22 protein-coding genes are annotated in these 26,953 nt (G+C 43.5%); 3 read left to right on the top strand and 19 right to left on the bottom strand.

Translation table 11 applies throughout. The features are described 5' to 3' along the window. Positions 1-21: 21 nt before the first annotated feature. From LPB220_RS08720 to LPB220_RS08740, 5 genes are all read right to left on the bottom strand, one after another. Positions 22-909, bottom strand: coding sequence for a glycosyltransferase family 2 protein (locus LPB220_RS08720; RefSeq protein WP_150906469.1), 888 nt, complete (start codon positions 907-909; stop codon positions 22-24). Continuing rightward, positions 896-2,119, bottom strand: coding sequence for a glycosyltransferase (locus LPB220_RS08725; RefSeq protein ID WP_070466469.1), 1,224 nt, complete (start codon positions 2,117-2,119; stop codon positions 896-898). The genes LPB220_RS08720 and LPB220_RS08725 overlap by 14 nt, the downstream gene beginning before the upstream one ends. A 113-nt stretch (positions 2,120-2,232) precedes the next feature. Then, positions 2,233-2,811: a cysteine hydrolase family protein gene (locus LPB220_RS08730; RefSeq protein WP_049484006.1), complete on the bottom strand. Its 579-nt coding sequence runs from the start codon at positions 2,809-2,811 to the stop codon at positions 2,233-2,235. Next, complete coding sequence (gene codY, locus LPB220_RS08735) at positions 2,811-3,599, bottom strand: GTP-sensing pleiotropic transcriptional regulator CodY (protein WP_024054997.1); 789 nt, start codon at positions 3,597-3,599, stop codon at positions 2,811-2,813. The genes LPB220_RS08730 and codY overlap by 1 nt, the downstream gene beginning before the upstream one ends. Before the next feature lie 188 nt (positions 3,600-3,787). Next, on the bottom strand, positions 3,788-5,002 hold the full coding sequence (locus tag LPB220_RS08740) for a pyridoxal phosphate-dependent aminotransferase (protein WP_021153766.1): 1,215 nt from the start codon (positions 5,000-5,002) through the stop codon (positions 3,788-3,790). Between the two features lie 209 nt (positions 5,003-5,211). On the opposite strand from LPB220_RS08740, the gene LPB220_RS08745 reads away from it, so the two are divergent. Beyond that, positions 5,212-5,664, top strand: coding sequence for a universal stress protein (locus LPB220_RS08745; protein ID WP_003008541.1), 453 nt, complete (start codon positions 5,212-5,214; stop codon positions 5,662-5,664). A gap of 287 nt (positions 5,665-5,951) precedes the next feature. Here LPB220_RS08745 and LPB220_RS08750 read toward each other — a convergent pair whose 3' ends face one another. Beyond that, positions 5,952-7,352: a Cof-type HAD-IIB family hydrolase gene (locus tag LPB220_RS08750; RefSeq protein ID WP_049473128.1), complete on the bottom strand. Its 1,401-nt coding sequence runs from the start codon at positions 7,350-7,352 to the stop codon at positions 5,952-5,954. A gap of 62 nt (positions 7,353-7,414) precedes the next feature. On the opposite strand from LPB220_RS08750, the gene LPB220_RS08755 reads away from it, so the two are divergent. Beyond that, complete coding sequence (locus LPB220_RS08755; protein ID WP_150906471.1) at positions 7,415-8,377, top strand: asparaginase; 963 nt, start codon at positions 7,415-7,417, stop codon at positions 8,375-8,377. Between the two features lie 198 nt (positions 8,378-8,575). Here the strand turns inward: LPB220_RS08755 and recG are convergent, their stop codons facing one another. The 8 genes from recG to manA all read right to left on the bottom strand — a co-directional run bounded on the left by recG (position 8,576) and on the right by manA (position 20,165). Further along, positions 8,576-10,591, bottom strand: a complete 2,016-nt coding sequence (gene recG, locus LPB220_RS08760) for an ATP-dependent DNA helicase RecG (RefSeq protein ID WP_150906473.1) — start codon at positions 10,589-10,591, stop codon at positions 8,576-8,578. A 60-nt stretch (positions 10,592-10,651) separates the two neighbouring features. Further along, positions 10,652-11,764 carry an alanine racemase gene (alr, locus tag LPB220_RS08765; RefSeq protein ID WP_150906475.1) on the bottom strand — a complete coding sequence of 371 codons (1,113 nt, stop codon included), beginning with the start codon at positions 11,762-11,764 and terminating at the stop codon, positions 10,652-10,654. After that, on the bottom strand, positions 11,751-12,116 hold the full coding sequence (acpS, locus tag LPB220_RS08770) for a holo-ACP synthase (protein ID WP_003005615.1): 366 nt from the start codon (positions 12,114-12,116) through the stop codon (positions 11,751-11,753). The genes alr and acpS overlap by 14 nt, the downstream gene beginning before the upstream one ends. An 87-nt stretch (positions 12,117-12,203) precedes the next feature. Then, entirely contained in the window at positions 12,204-13,232 is a 1,029-nt protein-coding gene (locus LPB220_RS08775) for a 3-deoxy-7-phosphoheptulonate synthase (protein WP_003014498.1), read from the bottom strand. A 52-nt stretch (positions 13,233-13,284) separates the two neighbouring features. Then, positions 13,285-15,804 (bottom strand): preprotein translocase subunit SecA, encoded by a 2,520-nt coding sequence (secA, locus tag LPB220_RS08780; protein WP_021153773.1) that lies wholly within the window; start codon positions 15,802-15,804, stop codon positions 13,285-13,287. A 174-nt stretch (positions 15,805-15,978) separates the two neighbouring features. Then, entirely contained in the window at positions 15,979-17,823 is a 1,845-nt protein-coding gene (locus LPB220_RS08785; protein WP_061454957.1) for an APC family permease, read from the bottom strand. A gap of 374 nt (positions 17,824-18,197) precedes the next feature. Continuing rightward, complete coding sequence (locus tag LPB220_RS08795) at positions 18,198-18,938, bottom strand: MerR family transcriptional regulator (RefSeq protein WP_070466482.1); 741 nt, start codon at positions 18,936-18,938, stop codon at positions 18,198-18,200. Positions 18,939-19,220: 282 nt separating this feature from the next. Then, positions 19,221-20,165, bottom strand: a complete 945-nt coding sequence (gene manA / locus LPB220_RS08800) for a mannose-6-phosphate isomerase, class I (RefSeq protein ID WP_150906477.1) — start codon at positions 20,163-20,165, stop codon at positions 19,221-19,223. A 115-nt stretch (positions 20,166-20,280) separates the two neighbouring features. Here manA and queG point away from each other — a divergent pair, with 115 nt between their 5' ends. Continuing rightward, on the top strand, positions 20,281-21,420 hold the full coding sequence (gene queG, locus LPB220_RS08805) for a tRNA epoxyqueuosine(34) reductase QueG (RefSeq protein WP_070595412.1): 1,140 nt from the start codon (positions 20,281-20,283) through the stop codon (positions 21,418-21,420). A gap of 22 nt (positions 21,421-21,442) precedes the next feature. Here the strand turns inward: queG and LPB220_RS08810 are convergent, their stop codons facing one another. From LPB220_RS08810 to LPB220_RS08830, 5 genes are all read right to left on the bottom strand, one after another. Next, positions 21,443-22,069 (bottom strand): GNAT family N-acetyltransferase, encoded by a 627-nt coding sequence (locus LPB220_RS08810; RefSeq protein ID WP_003008580.1) that lies wholly within the window; start codon positions 22,067-22,069, stop codon positions 21,443-21,445. 83 nt (positions 22,070-22,152) lie between these two features. Further along, positions 22,153-22,668, bottom strand: coding sequence for a phosphatase PAP2 family protein (locus tag LPB220_RS08815; RefSeq protein ID WP_024054809.1), 516 nt, complete (start codon positions 22,666-22,668; stop codon positions 22,153-22,155). Positions 22,669-22,933: 265 nt separating this feature from the next. Then, entirely contained in the window at positions 22,934-24,694 is a 1,761-nt protein-coding gene (locus LPB220_RS08820) for an ABC transporter ATP-binding protein (RefSeq protein ID WP_150906479.1), read from the bottom strand. After that, positions 24,687-26,489 (bottom strand): ABC transporter ATP-binding protein, encoded by a 1,803-nt coding sequence (locus tag LPB220_RS08825; protein ID WP_150906480.1) that lies wholly within the window; start codon positions 26,487-26,489, stop codon positions 24,687-24,689. The genes LPB220_RS08820 and LPB220_RS08825 overlap by 8 nt, the downstream gene beginning before the upstream one ends. Further along, a complete protein-coding gene (locus tag LPB220_RS08830; RefSeq protein ID WP_150906845.1) occupies positions 26,486-26,932 on the bottom strand; it encodes a MarR family winged helix-turn-helix transcriptional regulator in 447 nt (148 codons plus the stop codon). Before LPB220_RS08830 ends, LPB220_RS08825 begins: the two co-directional genes overlap by 4 nt. Positions 26,933-26,953 lie beyond the last annotated feature (21 nt).

A 26,953-nucleotide genomic window follows, 5' to 3' on the forward strand; every position in this document is an offset into this window, starting at 1 on the left:
TCCTTTCTCATCAATAAGGGGTTAGTCCATCGTTTCAATAAAACGGAGGTTGGTCACCACGCGCTCATAGGTTTCTGTCCCTTGCAAGCCTGCTTCCTCTAATTTTTCAAGGGCCCGTTTCAAGCGCGTTTTGTAGATATAGCGATGCCAAGTCAAATCATAGCCCAACATCCCCAGTAGAGCCAACTTCTCCTGCTTAGCTTCCATCTCATCGACGACTCGCTTTTCTGTCCAAACCTGGGACAGAGTATCTGCACGGCCCACACGATACCAATAAATACATTTCTCCGTATGAACTACCCGATGGGCTTTTAAGAATAGCTTGTACATCAGGAAGTTGTCTTCGACATTTTTTCCGACTGGAAAACGAAGCCCTTCAAATAAGCTACGCTTATAGAGCTTCATCATGGCACAAGCCCAGGCCATATCTCTGGTCTCCTGGATGGCATCGTGGTCCATGATCTCTCTCCCCTCATAAAGAGTCTCTGAATAATCATCATCCGTTACCTTGATCAAGTATTTGCTACTACTGTCATCATAGAGGTTATAGTTGGCTACGGAAACATCCGCATCATACTTTTGAAGTTGACGATAGAGCACTTCCACATAGTCCTCCGTCACCCAGTCATCTGGATCAATAAAGGTGAGGTAATCCCCAGTCGCTAGCTCAATCCCTGTATTCCGAGCAGCAGATAAGCCCCCATTTTCTTGGCGAACGTAGCGGATGCGCGCATCCTTCCTAAAAAAATCTTTACAGATCTCTTCTGACTGGTCTGGCGAACCATCATTGACCAGGATAATTTCCAAATGAGGGTAAGTCTGATGGATAACCGTTTCTAAACATTGTCTCAAATAAGCTTCTACATTATAGATGGGAATGATGATACTCACTACTTCATTTGTTTCCATGCTTCTTCTCATTTCTCTTTAAATAATCGCGAATCGCTGCCACCATCTCCTGCACCTGATCATCCGCAAACACTTGATTCTCTCCATTCTCCACATGATTGGTTCCTTCAAAAGAGAAAATCGGTAAGCCCAATTGATGGATCCTTTGCGTCATCTGATCCACCTCATCATAGGGATTGATATCCAGATAGAAATCCAATTTTTCTAGGACCTTTCGACTGGTCAAGGGATCAAAAGAGGGATAAAGAAAGAGGTTGGGGTAGCGTTCCAATTGCACCAAATTAAAACCAAAATGGCTATGGGCAAGGACATGAATCGCTACGTCTGGCAACTCTTTTAACAACGTCTCCAACTCGTGGATATCTGCTGTATGGGTATAAATGGCAGCATGATAAGGAAATTCTCCCACTAACTCTTGATAGGTTTGCTTCAAAATCGGTTTTCGAAGCAAAATTTCCTCCCAAGAGAGGGCATAGTAAAACCACCATTGTTCCCGAAAACGATTGAAGCGTTTGGAGGTCCATGGTTTATTATGAGAAGTGTAATGAATGACCGCAGGAATCCCTTGAAAGGCTTCATACCAATCCAAGTCCCCATAGAGGTACTGATCCTTATCAGATCCTACTTGTAAATTATAGGTCCAAGGTAATGGAAACCACGCATCTTTGAAATACAGATTCAAAATTCCTTGATCTCCATAAACATGTTGATGGTGTTCACGAGTAAGGTCAAAAAGTGCCTCTGTCACTTGGTGCTCTTGCCACCAAGTCTTATCAATCACCAAAAGTCCAGCATTAAATCCATCTATCGTCGTTGGCTTATCTACCACTGCCCCCAGTCCATAACCTTTTAGATCAACCTCAAATAAAGGCGATAAATCCTGTGTAAAGATCATGTCACAATCCAAATAGAGGATTCGCTCTTCCTCCACAATCTCTGGAATAGCGTAACGGAAATAGGTCGCATAGTGAATATGGTCACTTGGAAGCGAAAAGGACTGGAATTGCTCGGGAGACATCCGACAATTGATCACTTCTGAATCCAACTGGCGCAAGCGCTGATTCATGATAGTAAACCACTCAGTTGGTAGATCTTCATTTAAGACATAAATTTTCAACCGGTCCTGATGGGCACACAGTGACTTCATAGCGGTTTCCAACTTTTCCATATAAGACAGATTGGCTGAAAACACGACAGCTTTTTTACTCATAACTCCCCCTTATTTTCTTCCATTAGAATACCATTTTCAAGAGAGGAAGACAATTTCTAGGCCCCAAAAAAGAGGCCTAAACAAATGTCTATGACCTCTTTTACAATGTTTTCTTATTTAGTTTCTAATACAGCTAGTGCGTCGTCTACCAAGCTTGCCCCTAAGACATGCTTAAAATGATTCAAGGCAAACTGGTGATTTTCAGGAGTGAGCGACGCCACTGCAGGTTCTACGACTTCGATCTGGTAGCCGAGATTGTAGGCATCAACCGCTGTATGAAGGACACAGATATCAGTCAAGACACCTGTCAAAATAACGGTATCTACATGGCGTTCCCGCAGGCGGATATCTAGGTCCGTTCCTGAAAAAGCAGAATAATGACGTTTATCCATCCAAAAGACGCGTGGATCCGCTTTATGCTCCTGATAAAAATCTGCCAAAGGGCCGTACAAATCACGTCCACTGGTCCCAATGATATTATGAGGTGGGAAGAGCTTGCTTTCAGGATGAAATGGATCCTCTACGTCATGCGCATCAATGGCAAAAAAGACATAGGCTCCTTGGTCAAAGGCCAATTGGGTCACCTGAGCAATGGTCTCAGAAATGGCTTGTGCAGGAGCACCTGCCGTAAGCTTACCATCATCTGCTACGAAATCGACAGTGTAGTCAATTGAAATCAAGGCTTTAGTCATTAGTAATCTCTTTTCTTAATTTCCTCAAAGATATCTGGAATCAACACCTTGAGATAGGTTCCCTTCATTCCAAGAGAACGGCTTTCAATAATACCAGCTGACTCCAATTTCCGGAGTGCATTGACAATCACAGAGCGAGTAATGCCAATCCGATCCGCGATGATAGAAGCAGTCAACTGTCCCTCATTTCCTTTCAATTCACTAAGGATGGCAGAAACAGCCCGCAACTCCGAGTAAGACAAGGTATTGACAGCCATATTCACCGCTGTCCGACGACGAATATTCTTCTCGTCTTCCTCGCGTTGGTAGTTCAACATTTGAATTCCTACCACGGTACTCGCAATCTCAACCAAGATCAAATCATCATCCGCAAACTGTTTATCATTGCGCCAAATGATCAAGGAACCCAACCGAATCCCAGAAACATGAATAGGCGCAATGGTGGTCAAGCCATCAGGAAATTCAGACTTGGTTTCGACCGGAAAGATACTCAAATCATGGTCCACATCTAAATTAGCTTCTGTATCGTAGACTAAACTAGCTGCCTTGGCATAATCTTCTGGTAATTTTTTATTTTGAAAGAAAGCTTCTACCCGGTCATTGTTGGTCTTGTAACGCATGAAATAACCAAGAAGGGTTCCCTTGCTATTAATGATACAGGCATTACAGTGGATAATATCCGCTAATTGCTGGGCAATATCATTATAAGGCATCTCGAACTGCAACTGTTCATCAGTCCGTTTCAAGATGGATGTAATTTTACGTGTCTTTTCTAATAAGTTTGCCATAATAAACCTCGCATATAGTCAGCTCAAGTATATCATATAAGTGTGGGAATTTCAAACAAATTATCTGAAAATTATTTATTTTTTCTACAATTATGCGCAATTCAGAAAAATGTCGTTTCGATGACATGGATTTTATAAAATGAATCAAAAAAAAGATTGAAGACTTTCCTCTTCAATCCTTTATCTAATTAACGTTTGTATTGCTTCAAGAAACGAGTCATTTTTTCTTGAATTTGAGCTAACTCATCGACACGTGGAAGGTAAACGATCCGGAAGTGATCTGGATCTTTCCAGTTAAAGCCACGGCCATGAACCAAGAGAATTTTTTCTTGCTTCAAGAACTCTAAAACAAATTGCTCGTCATCATCCACGCGGTACATGTCCCGATCAATCTTAGGGAAGATATAGAGACCAGCCTTTGGCTTAACAGCTGAGAGGCCTGGAATATCATTGATGGCTTTGTAGATAAAGTTCCGTTGTTCATAAATTCGACCACCTGGAAGTAAAAGTTCATCCACGGATTGGTAGCCTCCAAGAGAGGTTTGCACAACATGTTGAGACAAGACATTTGAACAAAGACGCATATTGGACAACATGTTCAAGCCTTCGATATAGCCCTTCACGTGATGCTTTGGTCCGGACAGAACCATCCAACCAACACGGAAACCGGCAATCCGGTGAGATTTTGACAAGCCATTCATACTCACACAGAAGAGATCAGGCGCTAAACTTGCGATAGCCGTGTGTTTTTCACCATCCATGACCAAGCGATCGTAAATTTCATCCGCAAAGATGATCAAGTTATTTTGACGAGCGATCTCTACAATCTCAAGCAGGATCTCATCTGGATAGAGGGCACCTGTTGGGTTATTCGGGTTGATGACAACGATAGCCTTAGTGTTTGAGGTGATTTTCGACTTGATATCTTCAATATCTGGATACCAGTTTGCTTCTTCATCACAAAGATAGTGAACCGCATTCCCACCAGCTAGGCTGACGGCTGCTGTCCAAAGAGGATAGTCCGGCATGGGAACCAAGACTTCATCCCCATTGTCGAGCAGTCCTTGCATGGACATGACGATCAGCTCACTCACTCCATTCCCAAGGTAAATATCATCAATATCCACATTTGGAATTTTTTTCAACTGGCAGTACTGCATGATAGCCTTGCGGGCTGAAAAGATTCCTTTTGAGTCTGAATAGCCTTCACTATCACGCGCATTCATGATCAAATCATGGATAACTTCATCTGGAGCTGTAAAGCCAAATTCAGCAGGATTCCCTGTATTCAAACGGAGAATTTTTTCTCCATTTGCTCGCATGCGCATGGCTTCTTCCAAGACTGGACCACGAATATCATAAGCGACATGTTCGAGTTTGCTTGATTTATTATATTCCTTCATATTCTGCCTCGATTCACGAAATTATCTCTATTATACCACTAGTTGAAATAGAGTACAAACCGAGGACTTTAAAAATTCAGCAAAAATATACTAGAAAAAGCGAGACTTTACCTTTACATTCTAGCCTAAAAGGGATAAAATATAAGTGTATAAGGAATAGAGTTACCTTCTATTCTATCCATGTTTTCAAGCTATAAGGAGGTAGGATTATGTCTCAAAAATATGAAAACATCATGGTCGCTGTCGACGGTTCCCATGAAGCAGAATTAGCCTTTGAAAAAGGGGTTAATGTATCTCTTCGCAACGGCTCTAAATTGACTATTGCCCACGTCATCGATACCCGTGCCCTTCAAAGCGTCTCAACTTTTGATGCTGAGGTCTACGAAGAATTGCAAGAAGAAGCCAACGAATTGCTCAAGGGCTACAAGGAACGTGCTGAAAAAGTCGGCGTTCAAAATGTTGTGACTGTTGTAGAAATGGGAAATCCAAAAGTCCTCTTAGCCAATGATATCCCAAGTAAGGAAGGGGTTGACCTTATTATGGTCGGGGCTACCGGACTCAATGCCTTCGAACGTTTAATGGTCGGATCCTCCTCAGAATATATCCTTCGCCACGCCAAAGTAGACTTACTAGTAGTACGTGATAAGGATAAAACCATGTAAGAAAGAAAAAGTTATATTGAAAACTTTCCTTAGGTGAGTACGGACGTCAGCGAACTTCTTCGAAGTTCCATGACTAAGTTTTGAGCCTAAGGTCTCAAAACTCCCGAGTGCTAGAAACAATAGTGTTTCTAGCACTTGTCTCACGGTGGAAAGTTTTTCAATATTTTTTATAAATTTTAAAAATAAGAACATATTTCGACTTCTTTGTAGAGCACTTTACTTATCTTAGTAAAAAATAGTTTGTCTACATTCTAAAAAAGGTTTGGAACCTTTGTTCCAAACCTTTTTTAGTTGTCTTTTTTTGCTTCTTTTTGTTTTGCATGTTTTTCGTAGGCCTTGAGCTGGCGATCGAGTTCTTTTTTGATGGCTGGTTCTGGGGCGTATTTTTCTTCCCAATCATCTGGCTTCAGAATTTTGTGGGTTACTGGATCAAAGTGCGCCTTTCCATCTGGGAAAATCTTGCCCATATTGGCCCGGTGAACAATCTCAAAGACCTCTTCAGGATCAACTCCCATTAGTACAAAGCTACCATAAGTCAGATAGAGGGTATCAATTAAGGCATCAACCTGCCCTACCATGGAGATCTCAGCTGGATGCTTGCTCCGAACCTTATCTGCAGCCTTATCCAAGGCTTCGTGAAGAGCTGCTACCGAGCGGTCAAATTCTTCCTCACTTGTGCTAGCTGCTCGGACAAATTCAACCAACTCCTCTTGCTTGAACATGGTTCGATAAAGGGCGTCTTGAGGCTGCCAAACAACTGGTTTCTCCTGGGTTTCCCCATCCATCACACCATGGAAGGTTTTGACCTTATTGAAGTGATCATCCTTAGAAAGAAAGAGTTCTTTCTCTGAGAGAATACCAAAGTGTTGCAGGGCCTTTTGAATGCCATCCTTGCCATTACTGGTCGTGGTATGCTTGGCAATTGCCTTGACACTGGTCGTCCCATTTCCCATCGCAATAGACAAGCCAACACCTGACAGCATCTCTAAGTCATTATCAGAATCTCCAAAAGCCATCACTTCATCGATGTCAAAGCCAAATTCCTGACCAACGATGCGGATCCCTTCTAACTTGGAAATGCCTGGGTTGAGGACATCTGCTGCAAATGGACTAGACCGTGTGAATTTCAGATCCGGAAACTCTTTTTCAATTTTTGCAGTCTCTTCTGGACTCGATAAGATCAACACTTGGTAGATCGGTTCTTGCGCTAGTGCATAGAGGGTGTCCTGATCTTGTGGGACGACCTTGCTGACAACTTTGTTAAATCCTCGACTGACTGTACGGGCCATTTTACGGGGCACAAAGCGACTGGACCAGGTTGAAATAGGACTCATCCCAAAACTCATGATCCGAGAACCAAATACCCCATCCTTGGTACCGAGAGCAATTTCCTTACGGTGTTCTCGAGCATAGTCAATTAGTTGGTGCAGACTCTTTTTATCGATTGGGCTAGTAAACAGCACGCGGTCCTTGGTCAAAATATACTGACCATTATAGGTCACTGCAAAATCAAAACCATAGCGTTCCATAAACGGTTTGACAAAGGCCGGTCCCCGACCTGTCGCAAGACCTACATAGATCCCTTCTTCCTTTAAAGACTGAATGGCTTTTTCTGTTGATTTTAGGACCGCTCGACTATCATTGACCAAGGTTCCATCGATATCAAAAAAGACTGCTTTTATTTCCATGTCTACTGTTTCTTTCTTTTTATGATAAAATAAATTATATCACATATTCCAAGGAGCTTCACATGTTTAAGAAAATTTTAGCACTACATACCGGAGGGACCATTTCGATGGCGGCAGATGACTCTGGGGCAGTGATTACCAATGAAGTCAATCCCATGACCCAAGTTACTTCACCAATTGAAGGGATTGCAGTCACCTCAGAGGACTTCTTCAACCTTCCCAGCCCTCAAATGACCCCCCGTCACATGTTAGCTCTATATCAAAAAATCAAAGAGGAAGCCCACAACTACGACGGCATCGTCATCACTCATGGGACAGATACGCTGGAAGAAACGGCTTATTTCTTGGATACCATGGAGTTACCAGAGATTGCTGTGGTCATTACAGGAGCTATGCGAAGCTCCAATGAGCTCGGAAGCGATGGTGTCTATAATTTTCTGACAGCCCTTCGAGTAGCTGCCGATCCAAAAGCACGCGATAAAGGGGTCTTAGTCGTCATGAACGATGAAATTCATGCGGCTAAGTACGTCACCAAAACTCATACCACCAATGTCAGTACCTTTCAGACACCAACCCACGGTCCACTAGGTTTGGTCATGAAAAAGGAAATCCTCTTCTTTAAAACAGCCGAGCCAAGGGTGCGCTTTGATCTCGATACCATCGATGGTTTCGTTCCGATCATTGCTACCTACGCAGGGATGAAATCCGATCTGCTGGACATGCTGGATCTTTCAAAGCTGGATGGTCTCATTATCGAAGCCTTTGGAGCTGGAAACATCCCTAAAGAAACGGCACATAAACTCCAAGAGCTTATAGATGCAGGCCTTCCAATCGCTTTAGTATCCCGTTGCTTCAATGGAATCGCTGAACCCGTCTACGCATATGAAGGAGGAGGCGTCCAACTCCATCAAGCAGGTGTCTTTTTCATCAAAGAATTAAATGCACCCAAAGCGCGCATCAAACTCCTCATCGCCCTCAATGCCGGCCTAAAAGGACAAGAACTCAAAGACTATATCGAAGGGTAAAATAAGATACAAAGGGCGTAGCGGATACAGTCAAAATAGGGAATACGACGAAGAATCCAAAAGATTCTAGGAGGATTCATCTTTTTGACACAATCCGCAGCCCGTGTTCAATTAATAAGATACAAAGCCCGTAAAATGCCATCTTAAAGGGAGTAGAGTGGAATCCAAAGAATTTCCACTCTACTCCCTTTTTATATTTTAGTCTAAATGTTCTTTCTTTTCTAAATAAAGCGAGAGCAAATGCCAATCGGGGTGTTCGCGCCAATCTGGCGTGGCTACGATCTTGCTGGCAACTTTCCGCGCTTCTTCCAGAATGGGATAATCTTCTACCAAATCCGCCACTTGAAATTCTGGGATCCCAGATTGACGGGTTCCAAAGATTTCACCTGAACCCCGCATTTTCAAATCTTCTTCCGCCAGCACAAACCCATTGGTTGTCTCTGTCATGATTTTCATGCGCTGCTTGCCACTATCTGTCTTAGGATTGGCTACTAGAATAGCATAGGATTGCTTGTTTCCCCGACCAACCCGGCCTCGTAGCTGGTGAAGTTGGCTAAGACCAAACCGATCTGCATCCATAATGACCATAACGGTTGCATTGGGTACGTTGACTCCTACTTCAATAACGGTCGTAGACACCAAAACATCGACTTGGTGCTCTTTAAAGGCCTGCATGATGGCATCTTTTTCTTCACTTTTCATCTTCCCGTGAAGCAGAGAAACGCGTGCTCGCTGTCCAAAGAAGGTCTCTAGCTCTTCTTGGAGGGCAAGGGCGTTTTTCAAATCTAGCGCCTCTGACTCCTCAATCAATGGAGAAATAAAGTAGGCTTGAGAACCTTTGCCAAGTTCTTTGACTAACCAGTCGAGGACCACTTCTAACTGCTCATGCTTGACCCAACGTGTGATGATTTCCTTGCGTCCCGCAGGCATCTGATCAATGATGGACACATCCATATCTCCAAAGGCTGTAATAGCCAAGGTCCGGGGAATAGGGGTAGCCGTCATCATCAGGACGTCTGGATTTTGTCCTTTTTCTCGAAGAATACGGCGCTGGGAAACCCCAAAGCGGTGTTGCTCATCAATAATGACCAAGCCTAGATCTTGGTAGTGAACTCCCTCTTGAATCAAGGCATGTGTCCCCACAATCAATTGGGCTTTTCCTGAGGCGATCTCTTCTAAGACTTCTCGTTTCTCAGCCGCCTTTAATCCTCCTGTTAGAAGGGCAATTGGCAAATCTGGAAAAAGATTTTGCAAGCTTTCCTTGTGCTGCTCTGCCAAAATCTCCGTTGGAACCATCAAGGCAGCTTGCTTACCAGCACTAATAGCTGCATACATGGCAAGACCGGCCACGACTGTCTTCCCGCTTCCCACATCCCCTTGTAAGAGGCGATTCATATGATAAGGAGAAGCCATATCTGTCAAGATTTCATTCAAGCTGTTTTCTTGAGCTTGCGTTAGCTCAAAAGGGAGCTGTTTTTTTCGTTCTGCTAATTTTTCTGGATTCCAGGCCAAGGAAATCCCTTGGCTGGCATCGTGGTTTTCTTCCTTTAACACTTGGAGTTGCAACTGGAAAAAGAGGAGCTCTTCAAATTTTACCCGGCGAAGAGCTTGCTTATACTCTGCTAGATCCTTAGGGAAATGCATAGCTTGCACTGCTTGGGAACGAGACATGAGTTGATAACGCTCTCGTAAGATGTGGGGTAGATTCTCTTCTAAAAGCTGGTCCAAGCCCTGGTCGAACGCTATTTTGATCAATTTCACCAGGCTGTTTTGGCTCACTCCTTGTGTCACTCGATAGACCGGCTGCAAATCATCTTCCACTTGAGCCAGGAGCTTCATTCCTGTCAAACTCCCCTTGGCCTTGTCCCATTTTCCAAAGATCGCCACTGTCTGCTGGACCTCGATTTTGTCTGCTAGATAGGGTTGGTTGAAAAAATTAACCGCAATGACCTGGTCTCCCTGTTTGATCGAAAAACGCAAGCGATTTCGTTTGTAGCCATAATATTGGACATTGGCTGGTGTTGCTACTACCCCAGAGATGACGGCTTTTTCACCATCTTCCAACTCTAAAACATTGCGCGTTTTGAAGTCTTCATAGCGAAAGGGGAAATACAAGAGCAGATCTTCTAAGGTTTCAATTCCTAACTTTTTAAATTTTTCCGCCGATTTTGGACCGACTCCAGGAAGTACGGATAAGGGTTGGTGTAGATTCATTTTTCCTCCTTTCTTTTATAAAAAAGCAGGCCCATCCGGGAAAATCCCACCTGCTTCTTCTTATTCTTCACCTGTATAGTCACGAGGAATCCGATCACTCAAGAGACAGACCACTTCATAATTAATGGTCCCACGGTAATCTGCAACCTCTGTTGCCGTAATTTCTTTTTCTCCATCTCGGCCAATTAGGGTAACCTTGGTCCCCAGAGGCAATTCTTCTGGAAGGCGAACAGTAATCTGATCCATCGAAACGCGACCAACAATAGGACAATAGTCCCCCTTAATCAGCACATGGAAATTTTGCATTTCCCGGATCCAACCATCCGCATAGCCAATAGGTATCGTCCCGATCCATTGGGGTTCTTCCGTCGTATAGGTTGCTCCGTAGCCAATATCTTGACCAGCTTCTAACTGTTTCACATGAACTAACTCACTCACCAAACTCAAGGCTGGCTTGATTTCATAAGGCAAGGCTAACACAGATCCGCTCGGATTCAAACCGTACATGACATCTCCCAAGCGCACAGCTGTGAAAATCGTATCCGCATGCCACAAAGAAGTGGCTGAATTACTCGCATGGACAATAGGAGGAAGGATTTCAAGAGCAGCCAATACTTCTTTGAAAAACTGGTATTGCGCTTGAAATTTTCGATCATCTGCCTCATCTGCTGTTGCAAAATGAGTAAAGATCCCTTCAATTTCAGCTCCAGCTGCTAAGAGGAGGCGTTCAGCCTCTTTGATATCTTCGATTCTTCGGAATCCAATCCGCCCCATTCCTGAATCCACCTTGATATGGATCTTCAATCCTGAAAGATCTGCTTCTTGTCCAAGCAATTGATCCAACCAAGCAAGACTCGCCACCGTTAAGCGGATGTCATGCTCTTTGGCTAGATTCACTGTTTCACTTGGCACAACTCCCAAAATCAAAATAGGGTGTTGCAAGCCTTCTTCACGGATTTCGAGGGCTTCATCCATATTGGAAACACAAAAACCATCTACCTGAGGCGCCAATTTTTTGGTCACCGCAACGACCCCATGACCATAGGCGTTGGCCTTGACGACTGCATATTTCAAGGCTTGACTTGGAATATGGTCACTGACTTGTTGCACATTAAAGGCAATGGCATCCAAATCGACTCTAGCAACAGTTGGTCTATGTTTACTTGCTTTCATTTTCTTCCTCCAAAATGACACTGGTCGACACTAGGTCTCCCTTATGACTGATCGAAATCCATACCTTCCCAGAAAAAGGAGACTTGGAAAAATAGGGAGCTCCGTGGGCATCATTTAAAATTTCTAAATCTTGAAAACCAACTGGTCCAATCCCTGTTCCCATTGCCTTTGAAAAGGCTTCTTTGGCGGACCATCGGCCCGTTAAATATTCCATTTTCCGTTTTCCAGACAATTCCTCAAAGCGCTCTCGCTCAGCCTCGGTTAAGACTTTTTCAGCGAATCGAGTATTCTTCTGATAGGCTTTTTCAATCGCAGCGATCGATTCGATATCGATGCCATGTCCTTTGATCATCTTGTTTTATCCTTATTTATTGTTTCAGTATCGTTTTTACTGACAAAAGAGAAGGGGCTAAAGAATCACTCCTTCCGCCCCTGCCTTTTACTTATTCATCGTTGCAATTTCTTTGACCAAGGCCTGTGTTTTTTCCCAACCTAGGCAAGGGTCTGTGATGGATTGTCCATAAACCACTGGTTCATTTTGACGGCCATCTTCTAGATAGGATTCAATCATGAAACCACGAACTAAAGTTGCCAAATCCTTGTTCCAAGCACGGTTCATCATGGTTTCTCTCACGATGCGTACTTGCTCTTCGAATTGTTTGCCAGAATTGTCATGGTTGGTATCCACCAGGATGAAGGGATGTTGCAAGCCCATTTCGCTATAGCGTTTTGCTGCCGCTAGCAAATCTTCATAATGGTAGTTTGGAATATTCTTACCACTTGCATCCAAGCCTCCACGAAGGATCGCATGAGCTAAAGGATTTCCTGATGTTTCCACTGCTTGGGCATTGAACAAAAAGTTTTGAGGATGTTGGGCTGCATAAATCGCATTAAACATGACAGAAAGATTTCCAGAGGTTGGATTCTTCATGCCTGTCGGAGCAGAGATCCCACTAGATACAAAGCGGTGCTCCTGGTCTTCAACTGAACGCGCTCCAATGGCATGATAAGAAATTAAATCTTCAACATACGGAAGACTTGCTGGATAAAGCAACTCATCCGCAGTTGTCAAACCAGTTTCTGTAATCACACGGTAGTGGAGATGTCGGACCGCTTTCAAACCGTCCACAAAGCTTGGTGCTGCATGTGTATCTGGTTGGTGCATCAAGCCTTTATAGCCATCCCCATTGGTCCGAGGCTTAGCCGTATAGACCCGCATCACAATGAAAATCTGATCTTTGACTTGCTCTTGTAAGTCTGCCAAGCGACGGGCATAGTCCATCACAGCTTCTTCATTATCAGAAGAGCAAGGCCCGATCACAAGAAGGATCCGTTGGTCTTCTCCTTTGATAATAGCTTCCAATTCTCGATCACGCGCTTCTTTACGCTCCAAGGCTGGACCTTCCAAGCGGTAAAGCGAAGTGATCTCTTGCTCATCAATCTTATTGCTCTTCGTAATGAATACCATACGGCCTCCTTATGCTAGCTAGACCCATCCTCTTTATATTTCAGAGGAGCTCTTAAAATTTACGTCCGTGACAGTTTTTAAATTTCTTGCCTGAACCACAAGGGCACAAATCGTTGCGTTTCACTTGTGACAAGTCAATATCTGCTGGAATATCTTGTTGTTGCGCTGCAATGTTGCGCGTCGCAGTTGTTGAAATACTGTGTTCCGTACGTGGACGTTCTTGTTCGTGAATTTGGGCTTTCATCATGAGACGAGTCACATCAAATTCAATCGATCCGATCATATCGTTAAACATACGGAAACTTTCTGATTGGTATTCTACCACTGGGTTATTTTGCGCATACCCACGGAGTCCAACCGCATTTCGCAATTGATCCAAAGCATCGATATGGTCCGTCCACTTGCTGTCCACCACACGAAGGATCAAGACTTTTTGGAATTCTTGCACAGACTCTTCGTCACGCAATTTCGCTACTTGGCTAGCATAGATTTCTTCTGCACGTGCATACAAGTAATCGATAACTTCCTTGTCAGATTTTCCTTCAATATCGCTTGCAGAAATCGTATCTTCCGGAACCAAATTGTATTTGGCAAAGTTCAGAATCGCTTCAACGCGTTCTTCCTTGCTTGAGTGGCTGGCTCCTTCAACAATCCGTTTGATGGTCCGTTTGATCATGGCCTTGATTTCAGGTGCTAAATCACGGTTAGCAGTGATGACATCATAGCGTTCAGCGTAGATAATTTCCCGTTGTTCCCGCATCACGTCATCGTATTGAAGGACTTGTTTACGGGTATCGTAGTTGTTTCCTTCAACCCGTTTTTGAGCACCCTCTACTTGACGGGTGAACATGTTTGAACGGATTACCGATTCTTCTTCGCTCAACTTGAAGCGATCAAGCACTGCTTTGATCCGTTCAGAACCGAAACGACGCATCAATTCATCTTCAAGAGACAAGTAGAATTGAGATTCACCTGGATCCCCTTGACGTCCTGAACGTCCACGAAGCTGGTTATCGATCCGACGGCTTTCGTGACGTTCTGTCCCGATGACACAAAGTCCACCGAGTTCGCGAACACCTTCACCAAGCTTGATATCGGTACCACGTCCGGCCATGTTGGTCGCAATGGTAACAGCACCACGTTGACCAGCGTTCATGATGATTTGCGCTTCTTTGTAGTGGTTTTTCGCATTCAAAACTTCGTGAGGGACACCTGCTTGAACCAACAATTGAGAAAGGTAATCACTGGTTTCAACGGCAACGGTACCGACTAGGACTGGTTGACCTTTTTCATGACGAGACTTGACATCTTCCACAACAGCCTTGAATTTTGATTTCAAGCTTGGGTAGAGAAGGTCTGGATGGTCAATACGAGCAATCGGACGGTTGGTTGGAATTGGAATCACGCGAATGTTATAAATTTCACGGAATTCTTCTTCTTCAGTTTTCCCTGTTCCTGTCATCCCTGACAACTTCTTGTACATACGGAAGAGGTTTTGGTAAGTAATCGACGCAGATGTTTTGGTTTCTTCTTGAACTGGAACACCTTCTTTGGCTTCGATCGCTTGGTGAAGACCATCAGAATAACGACGTCCTTCCATGGTCCGACCAGTAAATTGGTCGACGATCAAGATTTCTTGATCTTCGCTGACCACATAGTCGATATCCAAAATCATGATGTAGTTGGCACGAAGGGCATTGTCGATAAAGTGAGTCAAAGCTACGTTTTCAATATCGTATAAGTTTTCAAGATTAAAGTAGCTTTCTGCCTTATCGATTCCTGAATCAGACAAACCGATGGTTTTAGATGGGACATCGATAATGTAATCGTCCTCTGTCAAGGTCTTCACATAAGCATCCGCCATGTGATAGAGCTGGCTCGTATCAGAAGCTGTCTGACCAGAAACGATCAACGGAGTACGGGCTTCGTCAATCAAGATGGAGTCTACCTCATCGACCAAGGCATAGTTCAATGGACGTTGAACCATGTTTTCTGCACGCACAACCATGTTGTCACGCAAGTAGTCAAAACCAATCTCTGAGTTGGTTGAGTATGTGATATCACAGAGGTAAGCTTCTTTTTTCTCAGCTGGAGATTTTGCTGCAAGGTTGATCCCTACTGAAAGGCCAAGCCATGAGTAAAGTTCTCCCATCTCTGTTGCATCCCGCTCTGTCAAGTATTCATTGACGGTAACAACGTGTACCCCTTTGCCAGACAAGGCATTCAAGTATACCGGCATGGTGGCTGTCAGGGTTTTTCCTTCCCCTGTACGCATCTCTGGAACGTCACCATGGTGAAGGACGATTCCCCCCATGACCTGAACCTTGTATGGGAACAAACCAAGAACCCGTTTTGCAGCTTCACGAACAACTGCAAAAGCCTCGTACAAGAGATCATCCAAAGACTCACCATCTTGGTAGCGTTGCTTAAACTCAACTGTTTTCGCTTTTAATTCGTCATCCGTCAAAGCTGCCATTTGGTCTTCATAAGAAAAGACCTTGTCAGCCATTTTTTCAAGGCGTTTGATTTCGCCTCGATCATTTTCAATAATTGTTTTTAATAAATTTGCCATTTTTTTCCTTACTTTGAATTTTTCAAAATCTAAAATGTTCTTTTTATTCTAGCATTTTTTAAACATTTTTTCAAGATCAAGGCTGTATCTTACAAGACTTTCGAGTGGTTTTTTTCGTGTAAGAAAATCCAAAAAGATGCCTGCTCAAGCAGACATCTTTTCTATATACGGTGTTTATTCAGACAAATGGTAAGAATAGCTTGCCACAACCACTTCTTCATGCCAACGAAGTGCATACTTCAATTTCAAACTCATTTGGTTGTGGAGAATATTTTGCCAATGTTTTTTAGGAATAAATTGAGGGACTAAGACTGTAACGGTGTTGCCTTTTTCCTTGGCCTCCTCAGCTACTTTTGAGACAAATTCAACTGTTGGCTGGATAATATCCCGGTAACTCGTCATGACATTTTCAAAGCGAATATGAGGGAAATAATGCTTAAATTCTTCCGCCACTTCCGCATCTTTAACCTTGGTTTCTTCCGTTGAGACGTGCATAGCTATAACATCGTTTCCTAGGCTATTTGCATAACTCATAGCTCCCACACTTACCTGAGTGACATTCCCAACAAGGACAATCACGGTATTGCCCGCATAACTTGTCTTTTCAATCTTACCTCCCAAGCGCAATTGAGCCGCAACTTTATCATAGTGATTACGGATACTCAAGAACATCCAAAGCAAGAGACCAATAATAGGGAAGAAGGGCCAGATCTCACGCAAACGGAATAATAAGAGGATCAAGACAATCCCATAACAGATGGCTGCCCCCAGGATATTGGCAAGCGAATACTTAAGAAATCCTTTTTGATATTGGCGTTTCCAGTGGATCACCATCCCTGTTTGAGAAAGGGCAAAAGGAATGAAGACCCCGATGGTATAAAGCGGAATCAAGCTTTCTGTTTGCCCATCAAAAATCAAGAGCAAGACGATGGCACCAATCGCCAAGGTCAAAATCCCATTAGAATAGCCCAGACGATCCCCTTTTTCCATATACATGTGTGGCATGTATTTATTTTTTGCCATGTTAAAGGCCAACATTGGAAAGGCTGAGAAACCGGTATTAGCCGCAACTGCCAAGATCAAGGCTGTTGATAATTGGAAGACGTAAAAGAAGGCTTGTCCAACTGGGGAATTCCCTAAGATGGCTTGGGCCATTTGGGCTAGAGTTGTTACCCCTTTAGCCGGAACGACACCCACCCAGTAATTGAGGAAGGTAATCCCTGCAAACATGATCCCCAAAATCAAAGCCATAATGGTCAAGGTAGAAGCTGCATTCTTTGCTTTTGGTTTCTTAAAGAAAGGAACCGAATTGGAGATAGCTTCAACACCTGTTAGGGAAGCTGATCCACTTGTAAAGGCCCTCAATAAGAGAATGACACTAACCCCTGAAATGGTTTGACCCACATGAGCAGTTGCGTTATAGGCCAAATGGCCCGTCAAAATTTGGATCACACCATAGCCAATCAAGGCAATAGTACTGACAATGAACAGGTAGACCGGAATCATCAACGATGTGGCCGATTCGCGCAGTCCCCGAAGGTTCATCAGCATCAAAATCAAGACCAACAAAATGGAAATGTGAAGATTATAAGGATGAAGAGATGGAATCGCTGACGTGATGGCATCTGCACCGGAAGAAACAGATACCGCTACTGTCAGCATGTAGTCGACCAAGAGACTGCCACCAGCGATCAATCCCGCTTTGGGAGACAAATTCTCCGTAGTCACCATGTAGGCCCCTCCCCCTTGAGGGTAGGCATGAATGACCTGACGATAAGAAATCGTTAAACTAGCTAGAAGAACCAGGACCACAATCCCAATCGGAATGGACCACCAAATGGCTCCCGCTGATACGGTCATCAAGACCAAGATAACTTGCTCTGGACCATAGGCAATAGAAGAAAGTGCGTCACTAGAGAGCATGGCCAAGGCCTGCATTTTCCCTAGCAATCCGCCTTCACCTTCTACACCAGATTTCAACGGACGGCCAATAAACCATTTTTTCAATGTTGAAAACATAAAAAACTCCTTGAAAAAAAGATCATGAGGCCGGGAATTCCCTGCCTCTTTTCATAAAACAGGGGTTATTCTACTCCTTTTTTTCAAGACTGTCAACCAAAATTATGAAATTTTCATAAAGTTTTCATTGTGGTCATTCATTCAAGCTCTCTTAGATCGGTCCGCTTCTTTTCAAATTGATCCAGCAAAAAACGAGGCTGGGACAAAAATCCTAGCCTCTCAATTATTTTTGGATTGTCGAGCAAGACGCAGTGGTTGAGTGGGCTCTACTACGCTGATTTCATCAGCTTTTACAGCCCTACTCAACTGTGCGGAGGTGGGACGACGAAATCGAATTCTAACGAATTACCGATTTCTGTCCCACTCTCACTTTTTTATTTTGCTCGATTTTCGACATAAAAGGCAATAACATCCGAAGTGTACTGGGCTGTGCCAGCTCCAAACTTGTCGATGTTTTCCTTGAATTCTGGATTATAGACATAGCCTTTGCCGATATGGCCAAAAACCTCTATAGAGCAGTCAAATCCATACGTTCGAATCGCGTCTAAAAGTTTGGCGGCTTGATCTTGGTTTTCATTTGCTGATACGGGTAGTCCATCTTTGAGATTTTGAGCCAAAGCTTGAAAAACTTGGTTGAAGACTTCCGTAGCCTCATCTTCACGCCCCTTTTGGCGCTCGAGAGCCTGGTCCATGACTTCTTGACCATATTTCTCTACTGCTTCTTGGTGGTATTTTTGATTGTCTTGATAGCTAAATCCAGTGAATTTTTCCTCAATGGTCATTTTTCTTTCTCCTTTTTGTTCTTGAATGGTTTTTTGCAAGGTGGCAATCAAGGTATCCAGATGTTGCCTTTTTTGAGTCAAATAGTCCAACTGTTTGGTCAAATGGGGCAATAAGTTAGATTTTTCTTTGGCTAAGAGTTCTGCTATTTGGTCTAAGGAAAATCCTAGATACTTGTAGTAGAGAATCACCTGTAATCGTTCTAAATCTTCTTGACTGTATGTCCGATAACCATTTTCAGATTTCACAGGGACTAGAAGTCCTATCTTATCATAGTGGTGCAAGGTCTTGATAGAGACACCCGACAGCTCTGCAGCTTTTTTGATATGGTACATGATTTCCTCCTTGTACTCAATGAAAATCAAAGAGCAAACTAGGAAGCTAGCCGCAGGTTGCTCAAAGCACTGCTTTGAGGTTGTAGATAGAACTGACGAAGTAAGTAACATATATACGGTAAGGCGACGCTGACGTGGTTTGAAGAGATTTTCGAAGAGTATTACAAGGATAGTATAATCCCTCCCCTTAGGTCAGAGTCAAGAATTTTTTTAAAAAATTTTTATACCAGATAAAAAAAGGCTTGAGTCACTCCACAGCATTAACTCAAACCCTTTCTTTTTTTATGGGTGACTCACGATCAATTCTAAACCTTGCCCTTCCAAATTCCAAGATTCAACATCGCTTGGCAAGATAAAGTGACTTCCTTTTTGAATAGGATAATCCTTTCCATCTACAGTCAATTTCCCTTCTCCGGCTAAGACGCTCAATAAGCTGTAATCAGCAGTCTTTTCAAAATTAGCTTTTCCAGTAAGTTCCCACTTATAAACCGTAAAGAAATCACTGGCAACCAAGGTGGTCATTCGAAGATTATCAACAACAACTATATCTGGATGGCTATTAGCTGGCTCACCGATGTTTAACACATCAATTGATTTTTCTAGATGAAGCTCCCGCAAGTTTCCTTGATCATCCTTGCGATCAAAATCATAAACCCGGTAGGTAGTGTCACTCGACTGTTGTGTTTCAAGAATCAAGATTCCAGATCCAATCGCGTGCATGGTCCCACTTGGCACATAGAAGAAATCTCCAGCCTTGACCGGAACTTTTGTCAGCAAGGCATCCCAGTTTTTATCTTCGATTTGCTGGCGGAGTTCTTCTTTTGACTTGGCATTGTGTCCATAGATAATCTCTGATCCTTCGTCAGCCGCAATCACATACCAGCACTCGGTTTTCCCAAGTTCTCCTTCATGCTCCATGGCATAGGTATCATCCGGGTGCACCTGTACACTAAGCCAGTCGTTAGCATCCAAAATCTTTGTTAATAAAGGAAAGACAGGCTCTTTACGATTACCGAATAATTCCCGATGTTCTTGATAGAGCTGGTCCAATCCCATTCCTTCGTATGGACCATTGGCTACTTTAGAAACTCCATGTGGATGGGCTGAAATCGCCCAAAATTCACCGACATGGTCGCTCGGAATTTCGTAACCAAATTCTTCTTTCAGACGAGTTCCTCCCCAAATTTTTTCCTGCATGACTGAATGTAAAAATAATGGTTGTCCCATAATATCCTCCTCGCATTTCATGTTTCTATTATACAAAAAAAAGAAAGTTTTTGAAAGCCCTTTCTATCATTTTCCTCTCTCGCCAGAAACTTTATTTTTGTGTATAATGAAAGGGATGACACTAAAAGAAAACATTATCCAACTGGCGCATTCTATTGGGATTTCAAAAATTGGATTTACAACTGCTGATGACTTCGCTTATTTGGAAAAATCGCTCCGCTTGGCCGTTGAGGAAGGACGGAATTCTGGATTCGAGCATAAGAATATTGAAGAGCGCATCCACCCCAAATTAAGTCTCTCCTCCGCCAAGACCATCATCTCAATCGCTGTCGCCTACCCCCACAAACTCAAGCAACAACCTCAAAAAACAGCCTATAAAAGAGGAAAATTCACTCCCAACAGCTGGGGGTTAGACTACCATTATGTCCTTCAAGACAAGCTCAACCGCTTAGCTGCTGGGATTGAAGAAATGACGCAAGATTTTGAATACAAGGGCATGGTCGATACTGGAGCACTAGTAGATACGGCCGTCGCCCAACGAGCAGGGATTGGCTTTATCGGAAAAAATGGCTTGGTCATTTCAAAAGAATACGGTTCTTACATGTTTCTGGGGGAATTGATTACCAATCTCGAAATCGAACCAGATCAGCCAGTCGACTATGGTTGTGGAGACTGTCGACGTTGTTTAGATGCTTGCCCAACCTCCTGTTTAATCGGGGACGGCTCTATGAATGCCAAACGCTGTTTGTCCTTCCAAACCCAAGATAAGGGCATGATGGACCTAGAATTTCGCAAGAAAATTAAAACGGTCATCTATGGATGTGACATCTGTCAGATTAGCTGCCCTTATAACAAAGGGCTGGATAATCCCTTGGCAACAGAAATCGATCCTGATCTGGCTCATCCAGAGTTGATCCCCTTTATTGAACTGTCTAACGGACAATTTAAGGAAAAATTCGGGCATGTTGCTGGAAGCTGGCGAGGCAAGAATATCCTCCAACGCAATGCAATTATCGCACTAGCCAATGCCAATGACCGCTCAGCCATCCCTAAGCTCCTGAACATCATCGAAACCTCGCAAAATCAGATTCATATTGCAACGGCTATCTGGTCTTTAGGGCAACTGCTCCGTGAAGTCACGCCGGACCTTGTTGAGCTCTTACGGAATATCAAACATCCGACCGATGCCATCATAGAAGAACGAACTGCTTTCTTTGAAAAATTCGGTATTCAAGCAGATTCACAGCTACAATGAAAAAACACTAAGGCTTTGAACCTTAGTGTTTTTTTAGTTCCTTCAAGAAATACCAACTTCCCATTTCTACTTGGTTAAAGCTAATCTCACTTGAATAGACTTCCTTGTAACCATTTTTCGTGTAAAAATAGACATTTCCTTTGGTATTGGTATAAAAGGCTAGTTTTTCCCCTTTGATCTCTTCCAAGAAAGGCTCAATTCCTTCTGTCATAAAGCGACTGCCATAGCCCTGCCGTTGGTGTTTAGGGGCGACTGCGAGAAGCATCAAATACCAATCAAAGTCTACATTTTGCTCCAATTCCTTATCCGTGTCCTCCATAAATTTAAAGTAGGCCAACATATTTTTCAAGGAAATAAACTTGAGCAAACCAAATCCCCCATTTAATAGATAGGCCCGAAAAGGAATCGGTCCCTTTTGCAACAAGGCTACCGCATAAATTTCATCGTTTTTTTCTGCCACAAGGCAAATATGGTGCTTAAGAAAAACCTTCACCAAGATGCGCATCATTGCCTCAACAAAGGCTGGGTATTGCTTGGGATCCCGAACCAAATCCTTGATAACTTTTAAAAATAGATAGTCCTCAAAGGCTGTACTGGCTACTCGAACCACCTGATCCAGATCTGCTTTTTCTGCTTTTCTGTACTTCATCTTCTCTCCTATTCTAAGTCCACTTTCCAGTATACACTATCCCTCGCTCTTAGACAAAGGTCAATTTTCAGCAATTTGTTCATTCAAACCAGCAAAAAGAGTCCTCCCCAAACGAGTCCCAGCCCCCAAGCGACGAGAACATCCTTGGGATAATGAACCCCTCCAATAACTCGGACAAGGGCTAATAGAAGAGATAGGAGCATGGAGCACATTCCTAGAGAAAGCGACAACTGACAGACACACATGGAGATAATGGTCGCCGAAAATACATGTCGGCTAGGAAAGGAATGACCAGATGAATTCTTTTCTAATAAGGGTTGAATCTCCCATTTTTCATAAGGTCTTGGAACATTGACCCAATGACGAAAGAGGCTAAACAAGACAAAACCCGAAGCAGGGATCCAGATAAAAGGCCAGATTTCTCCCATTGAAGTTTTCTTTAAAAACAGCCAACAAAAGACCAGGCCGTAGATGCCTGGCATGGCGAACGTCAGGATTCGATTCATCCTTTGAAGAACCTGCACACGACGTGGCTTTCTCGTAAAAGGCAGGGTTAGCCAACGATAAAATTTCAGATAATCTTGAAGATTGGGCTTCATGTTGGCACTCCTGTCTATCATCTCGTTTTTGTACTACTAGTATACGCGATCCTAAGAAAGCCTGTCAAGCCAGGCTTCTTTTTTATCCTCTCTTTCTTCTTTTTAACATTAGAAGCGATCTATTTTTGACGCTTTGTCATTTTTCTGTACCTAAGAATCGTCTTTCCCATCCCTTCTTCCAGCATAAAAAATAGGATAGAAGCACATAGAATTGCCTTCTATCCTATTTTTTTACTTTACATTTCACAAGCCTTGTATCTTGATTTCATGCTACTTCTTCTGTGAATTGGCTATTATAGAGATCAGCATAGAAGCCATTTTGGCTCATGAGTTCTTGGTGGTTGCCTTGCTCGATAATATTTCCATCTTTCATCACGAGAATCAGATCCGCATTACGGATAGTGGACAAGCGATGGGCAATGACAAAGGAAGTTCGGCCTTCCATGAGTTTGTCCATGGCTTTTTGAATCAACTCTTCTGTACGGGTATCGACAGATGAGGTTGCTTCATCCAAGATGAGGAGCGGAGCATCCTTCAAGAGGGCACGCGCAATGGTCAAGAGTTGCTTTTGACCAACGGACAAGGTCACTGAATCATCTAATACAGTATCATAGCCATTCGGCAAGGTCCGAATAAAGTGATGGACCCCAACAGCTCGGGTTGCCGCTTCGACCGCTTCATCTGAAATATCGGTTTGATTGAAGACCAGGTTTTCTCGAATAGTGCCTTCAAAGAGCCAGGTATCTTGCAAGACCATCGAAAAGGCATCATGAACTTCTTCTCGGCTCATGGCCTTAGTATCCACACCATCGATGGTAATTTTACCAGCTTGAATGTCGTAAAAACGCATCAAGAGATTGACCATGGTGGTCTTACCAGCACCTGTTGGACCAACAATAGCCACCTTCTGTCCTGGCTTCGCTTCAGCTGTAAAGTCATGGATAATAGTCTTATCTGATGAATAGCCAAAACGCACATGTTCAAAGGTAACATGACCTTCGGGTGTTTCCAATTGACGTGTTTTTTGGGATTCGTCTTCCATTTCTTCTTCGTCTAAGAATTCAAAGACACGCCCCATAGCAGCACTGGCTGATTGCAATTGGGTAATTCCTTGCGCCATTTGACCGATTGGTTGGGTAAAGATGCGGACATAGGTCATAAAGGCCACAATGGTCCCGATGGTAATGTCTCCATTAATGGTGAGGACAGCCCCAACGATACAGACCATGACATAGCCGAAATTCCCTACAAACTGCATCAAGGGCATCATGATCCCAGAGAAGAATTGGGATTTCCACATGCTATGGTACAAATCTTGGTTGATGGCATCAAAATGATTTTTGGCTTGGTGACGGCCATTGTAGGAAATGACGATATTGTGGCCACTATAGATTTCTTCAACATAACCTGAAACTTTGGCAAGGTTGTCCTGTTGTTGCTTAAAGAGAGGCTGGCTCTTGACCATAATAATGCTGGAAAGAGCAAAACCTGCAAAGACGGACACAATCGCTGTCACCGCCAAGTGCCAGTCCGTCTTAAACATCATAAAGATGGAGCCAATCAATAAGACAATAGAAGAGACCATTTGAACCAAGCTTTGGTTAAAGGATTGGGTCATCAAATCCACGTCATTGGTCACACGAGACAAGGTATCTCCTTGTTCATGGCTATCAAAATATTGGAGGGGCACGCGATTGATCTTCTCAGCAATAGCATTGCGCAAGCGTTCTGCAAAGCGCTGAATCATCGTTGAGATAATGAAACTACTGCTGTAGGACACCAGTGCTCCAACTCCATAAAGGATGGCTAAGGTCAGGGCAATCGAAGTGATCTTATCAATATCAATGGCGCCTCCCATCCCTTTTGTAATGGTATCTGTAATTTCTTTTAACTTATCCGGTCCAATAACCGTGATAATACTCGATACGACCGAAAAGAGGATAGCAACTAGGAAAAATAGGTGGAAGCCCTTCAAATAGGGAGAAAGTTGTCTCCAAAGGGACGATTCTTGTTTTGTTTTATGCATGTTCCAACTCCTCCTTAGACAATTGTGAATAGGCAATTTCTTGATAGACTTCATTGGTCGCAAGCAATTCCTTGTGGGTACCTTGACCGACGACCTTCCCTTGATCCAAGACCAAAATCAAATCCGCATCCATAATGGTCGAAATCCGTTGCGCAACGATCAATTTGGTCGTATCTGCCAACTTTTCTTTTAGGGCTTGTCGCAAGATCCGATCTGTTTTATAATCCAGGGCTGAGAAGGAATCATCAAAGATGAGGATCTCGGGCTTGCGTGCAAGGGCACGCGCAATCGCCAAACGTTGACGTTGTCCTCCAGAGAAGTTGCTTCCTCCTTGCGCTACTTCTGTATCCAAGCCCTTCTCTTTTGCGGCAACAAACTCTTTGGCTTGGGCCAATTCAAGAGCTTTCCAGATGGCTTCATCCTCTAATTTTCCTTGGCTACTTTCCCCAAATTCCATATTGGAGCGAATCGTGCCACTAAAGAGCACTGCTTTTTGTGGAATGTAGCCGACTTTATTGTTCAATTCTTGGTGGCTATAGTCCTTGACATTCACCCCATCCACTAAGATCTTTCCTTCTGTCGCATCGTAAAAACGCGGGATTAAATTGACCAAAGTGGATTTACCAGAACCAGTTGATCCGATGAAGGCAACGGTTTGTCCTTTCTGAGCTGAGAAGGTCACGTGCTCAATCACAGCACGGGAAGTCCGTCCATATCGGAAGGAAACGTCTTGAAATTCTACTGTACCTACTTGGCCTGTTGTTTCTTTTGACTCACTTGGGAAGGCTACAGACGGTTCAAGAGCCAAGACCTGATTAATCCGTTTTGCGGATACCAAGGCACGAGGAAGGATAATCAAGATGGCCACCATCATCATAAAGCCAATGACAACCTGCATGGCGTAAGAGGAGAAGGTGATCATATCTGAGAAGACCTTGGTCCGATCCGCTAATGCAGGACTGGCGAGGATCTTTGTAGGATCTTTTGGCATGGCGATATCATTGATCAAGTGCGCCCCAATCCAGTAGATAGCCAGGGTCAACCCACTTGATACCACTGTCATGACCGGGTTCATCAAAGACATCAACCGATAAACAAAGAGATTTAGACGGGTTAAGCCCTTGTTTTCAGCCTGGAATTTCTCATTTTGATACGCTTCCGCATTGTAGGCGCGAACCACTCGCACCCCAGTCAAACTCTCCCGTGTCGTCGCATTCAAAGCATCGGTCAAACCTTGAACCTTTTGCTGGCGCGGAAAGGCAATAAGAACCAGAACAGAGAGAAGAATCAAGACCATCAAGACCGCAATCCCAACAGAAGTTGTCCAGGCACTGCTCTTCCCCCAAATCTTGGTTAAGGCCCAAATCGCCATAATGGGACCACGCGTCACAACTTGCATCCCCATCACAATCATGATTTGCAACTGGGTCAAATCGTTGGTCGTCCGGGTCAAGAGAGAGGGAACGGAGAATTTCTTGATCTCGGCATCAGAGTAATCCATCACTTGATGGAAAATCTCTCCTCGAAGTCGCGTCGTAAAGCTGGCAGCGACTCTTGAAGCCAAAAAGCCTACAAAAACTGCCATTAAAAAGCTTCCAAAAGAGAAGAGCAACATCTTGCTTCCCGGATCCATAATATCCGAAACCTTGGTCCCCTCCTTAGCTAAGAGGGTCGTGATATCAGATAAGTATTCAGGAGTCTTTAAATCCATCCAAACCGCTAGACAGATAAAGACCGTACTAAGGGCAATCATGCCCCATTCTTTGGCGGTTAAGCGCCGAAATATATTGATCATTCCTCGCTCCTTTTTTTCATATTCTCATAAAATTGCTGCATAACCTTGAAAAAGATAGCCAATTCTTCTTCTGATACACCCGCTACTAGACTCCGTTCTACCTCTTCAAAGAATTGCTTCATGTCATTCAAATTGGCTTTCACACTGTCTGTTAGGTAGACATACTTGGCCCGTTTATCGGTCGGACTAGCCTCTAAATAAATAAACCCATTTTTCTCCATTCGCTTGATCAGATTACTGGTCACGGATTTTGTGATATGAAGTTCCTGTTCAACATCCCGAATCAAGGTCACTTTTCCCTCCTTTTCACGATGAGATAAGAATCTCAATACCTGACCTTGTGGTCCTGCGCTAAATTCAAACCCACGCTTCTTAGCTTCTCTTTCCACCATGAGGTGAATGAGATGACCGATTTTTTTAAATTCTAGTAAAGGTTTGTCCATCATTTCCTCCAAATAGTTCTC

This window comes from Streptococcus sp. LPB0220 (assembly GCF_008727815.1).
Classification (GTDB): Bacteria; Bacillota; Bacilli; order Lactobacillales; family Streptococcaceae; genus Streptococcus.

What these genes read in the sequence shown, in the direction of transcription:
- LPB220_RS08720 (WP_150906469.1), bottom strand. Translation starts at nt 909, where the DNA reads ATGGAAACAAATGAAGTAGTGAGTATCATCATTCCCATCTATAATGTA.
- LPB220_RS08725 (WP_070466469.1), bottom strand. Translation starts at nt 2,119, where the DNA reads ATGAGTAAAAAAGCTGTCGTGTTTTCAGCCAATCTGTCTTATATGGAA.
- LPB220_RS08730 (WP_049484006.1), bottom strand. Translation starts at nt 2,811, where the DNA reads ATGACTAAAGCCTTGATTTCAATTGACTACACTGTCGATTTCGTAGCA.
- codY (WP_024054997.1), bottom strand. Translation starts at nt 3,599, where the DNA reads ATGGCAAACTTATTAGAAAAGACACGTAAAATTACATCCATCTTGAAA.
- LPB220_RS08740 (WP_021153766.1), bottom strand. Translation starts at nt 5,002, where the DNA reads ATGAAGGAATATAATAAATCAAGCAAACTCGAACATGTCGCTTATGAT.
- LPB220_RS08745 (WP_003008541.1), top strand. Translation starts at nt 5,212, where the DNA reads ATGTCTCAAAAATATGAAAACATCATGGTCGCTGTCGACGGTTCCCAT.
- LPB220_RS08750 (WP_049473128.1), bottom strand. Translation starts at nt 7,352, where the DNA reads ATGGAAATAAAAGCAGTCTTTTTTGATATCGATGGAACCTTGGTCAAT.
- LPB220_RS08755 (WP_150906471.1), top strand. Translation starts at nt 7,415, where the DNA reads ATGTTTAAGAAAATTTTAGCACTACATACCGGAGGGACCATTTCGATG.
- recG (WP_150906473.1), bottom strand. Translation starts at nt 10,591, where the DNA reads ATGAATCTACACCAACCCTTATCCGTACTTCCTGGAGTCGGTCCAAAA.
- alr (WP_150906475.1), bottom strand. Translation starts at nt 11,764, where the DNA reads ATGAAAGCAAGTAAACATAGACCAACTGTTGCTAGAGTCGATTTGGAT.
- acpS (WP_003005615.1), bottom strand. Translation starts at nt 12,116, where the DNA reads ATGATCAAAGGACATGGCATCGATATCGAATCGATCGCTGCGATTGAA.
- LPB220_RS08775 (WP_003014498.1), bottom strand. Translation starts at nt 13,232, where the DNA reads ATGGTATTCATTACGAAGAGCAATAAGATTGATGAGCAAGAGATCACT.
- secA (WP_021153773.1), bottom strand. Translation starts at nt 15,804, where the DNA reads ATGGCAAATTTATTAAAAACAATTATTGAAAATGATCGAGGCGAAATC.
- LPB220_RS08785 (WP_061454957.1), bottom strand. Translation starts at nt 17,823, where the DNA reads ATGTTTTCAACATTGAAAAAATGGTTTATTGGCCGTCCGTTGAAATCT.
- LPB220_RS08795 (WP_070466482.1), bottom strand. Translation starts at nt 18,938, where the DNA reads ATGTACCATATCAAAAAAGCTGCAGAGCTGTCGGGTGTCTCTATCAAG.
- manA (WP_150906477.1), bottom strand. Translation starts at nt 20,165, where the DNA reads ATGGGACAACCATTATTTTTACATTCAGTCATGCAGGAAAAAATTTGG.
- queG (WP_070595412.1), top strand. Translation starts at nt 20,281, where the DNA reads ATGACACTAAAAGAAAACATTATCCAACTGGCGCATTCTATTGGGATT.
- LPB220_RS08810 (WP_003008580.1), bottom strand. Translation starts at nt 22,069, where the DNA reads ATGAAGTACAGAAAAGCAGAAAAAGCAGATCTGGATCAGGTGGTTCGA.
- LPB220_RS08815 (WP_024054809.1), bottom strand. Translation starts at nt 22,668, where the DNA reads ATGAAGCCCAATCTTCAAGATTATCTGAAATTTTATCGTTGGCTAACC.
- LPB220_RS08820 (WP_150906479.1), bottom strand. Translation starts at nt 24,694, where the DNA reads ATGCATAAAACAAAACAAGAATCGTCCCTTTGGAGACAACTTTCTCCC.
- LPB220_RS08825 (WP_150906480.1), bottom strand. Translation starts at nt 26,489, where the DNA reads ATGATCAATATATTTCGGCGCTTAACCGCCAAAGAATGGGGCATGATT.
- LPB220_RS08830 (WP_150906845.1), bottom strand. Translation starts at nt 26,932, where the DNA reads ATGGACAAACCTTTACTAGAATTTAAAAAAATCGGTCATCTCATTCAC.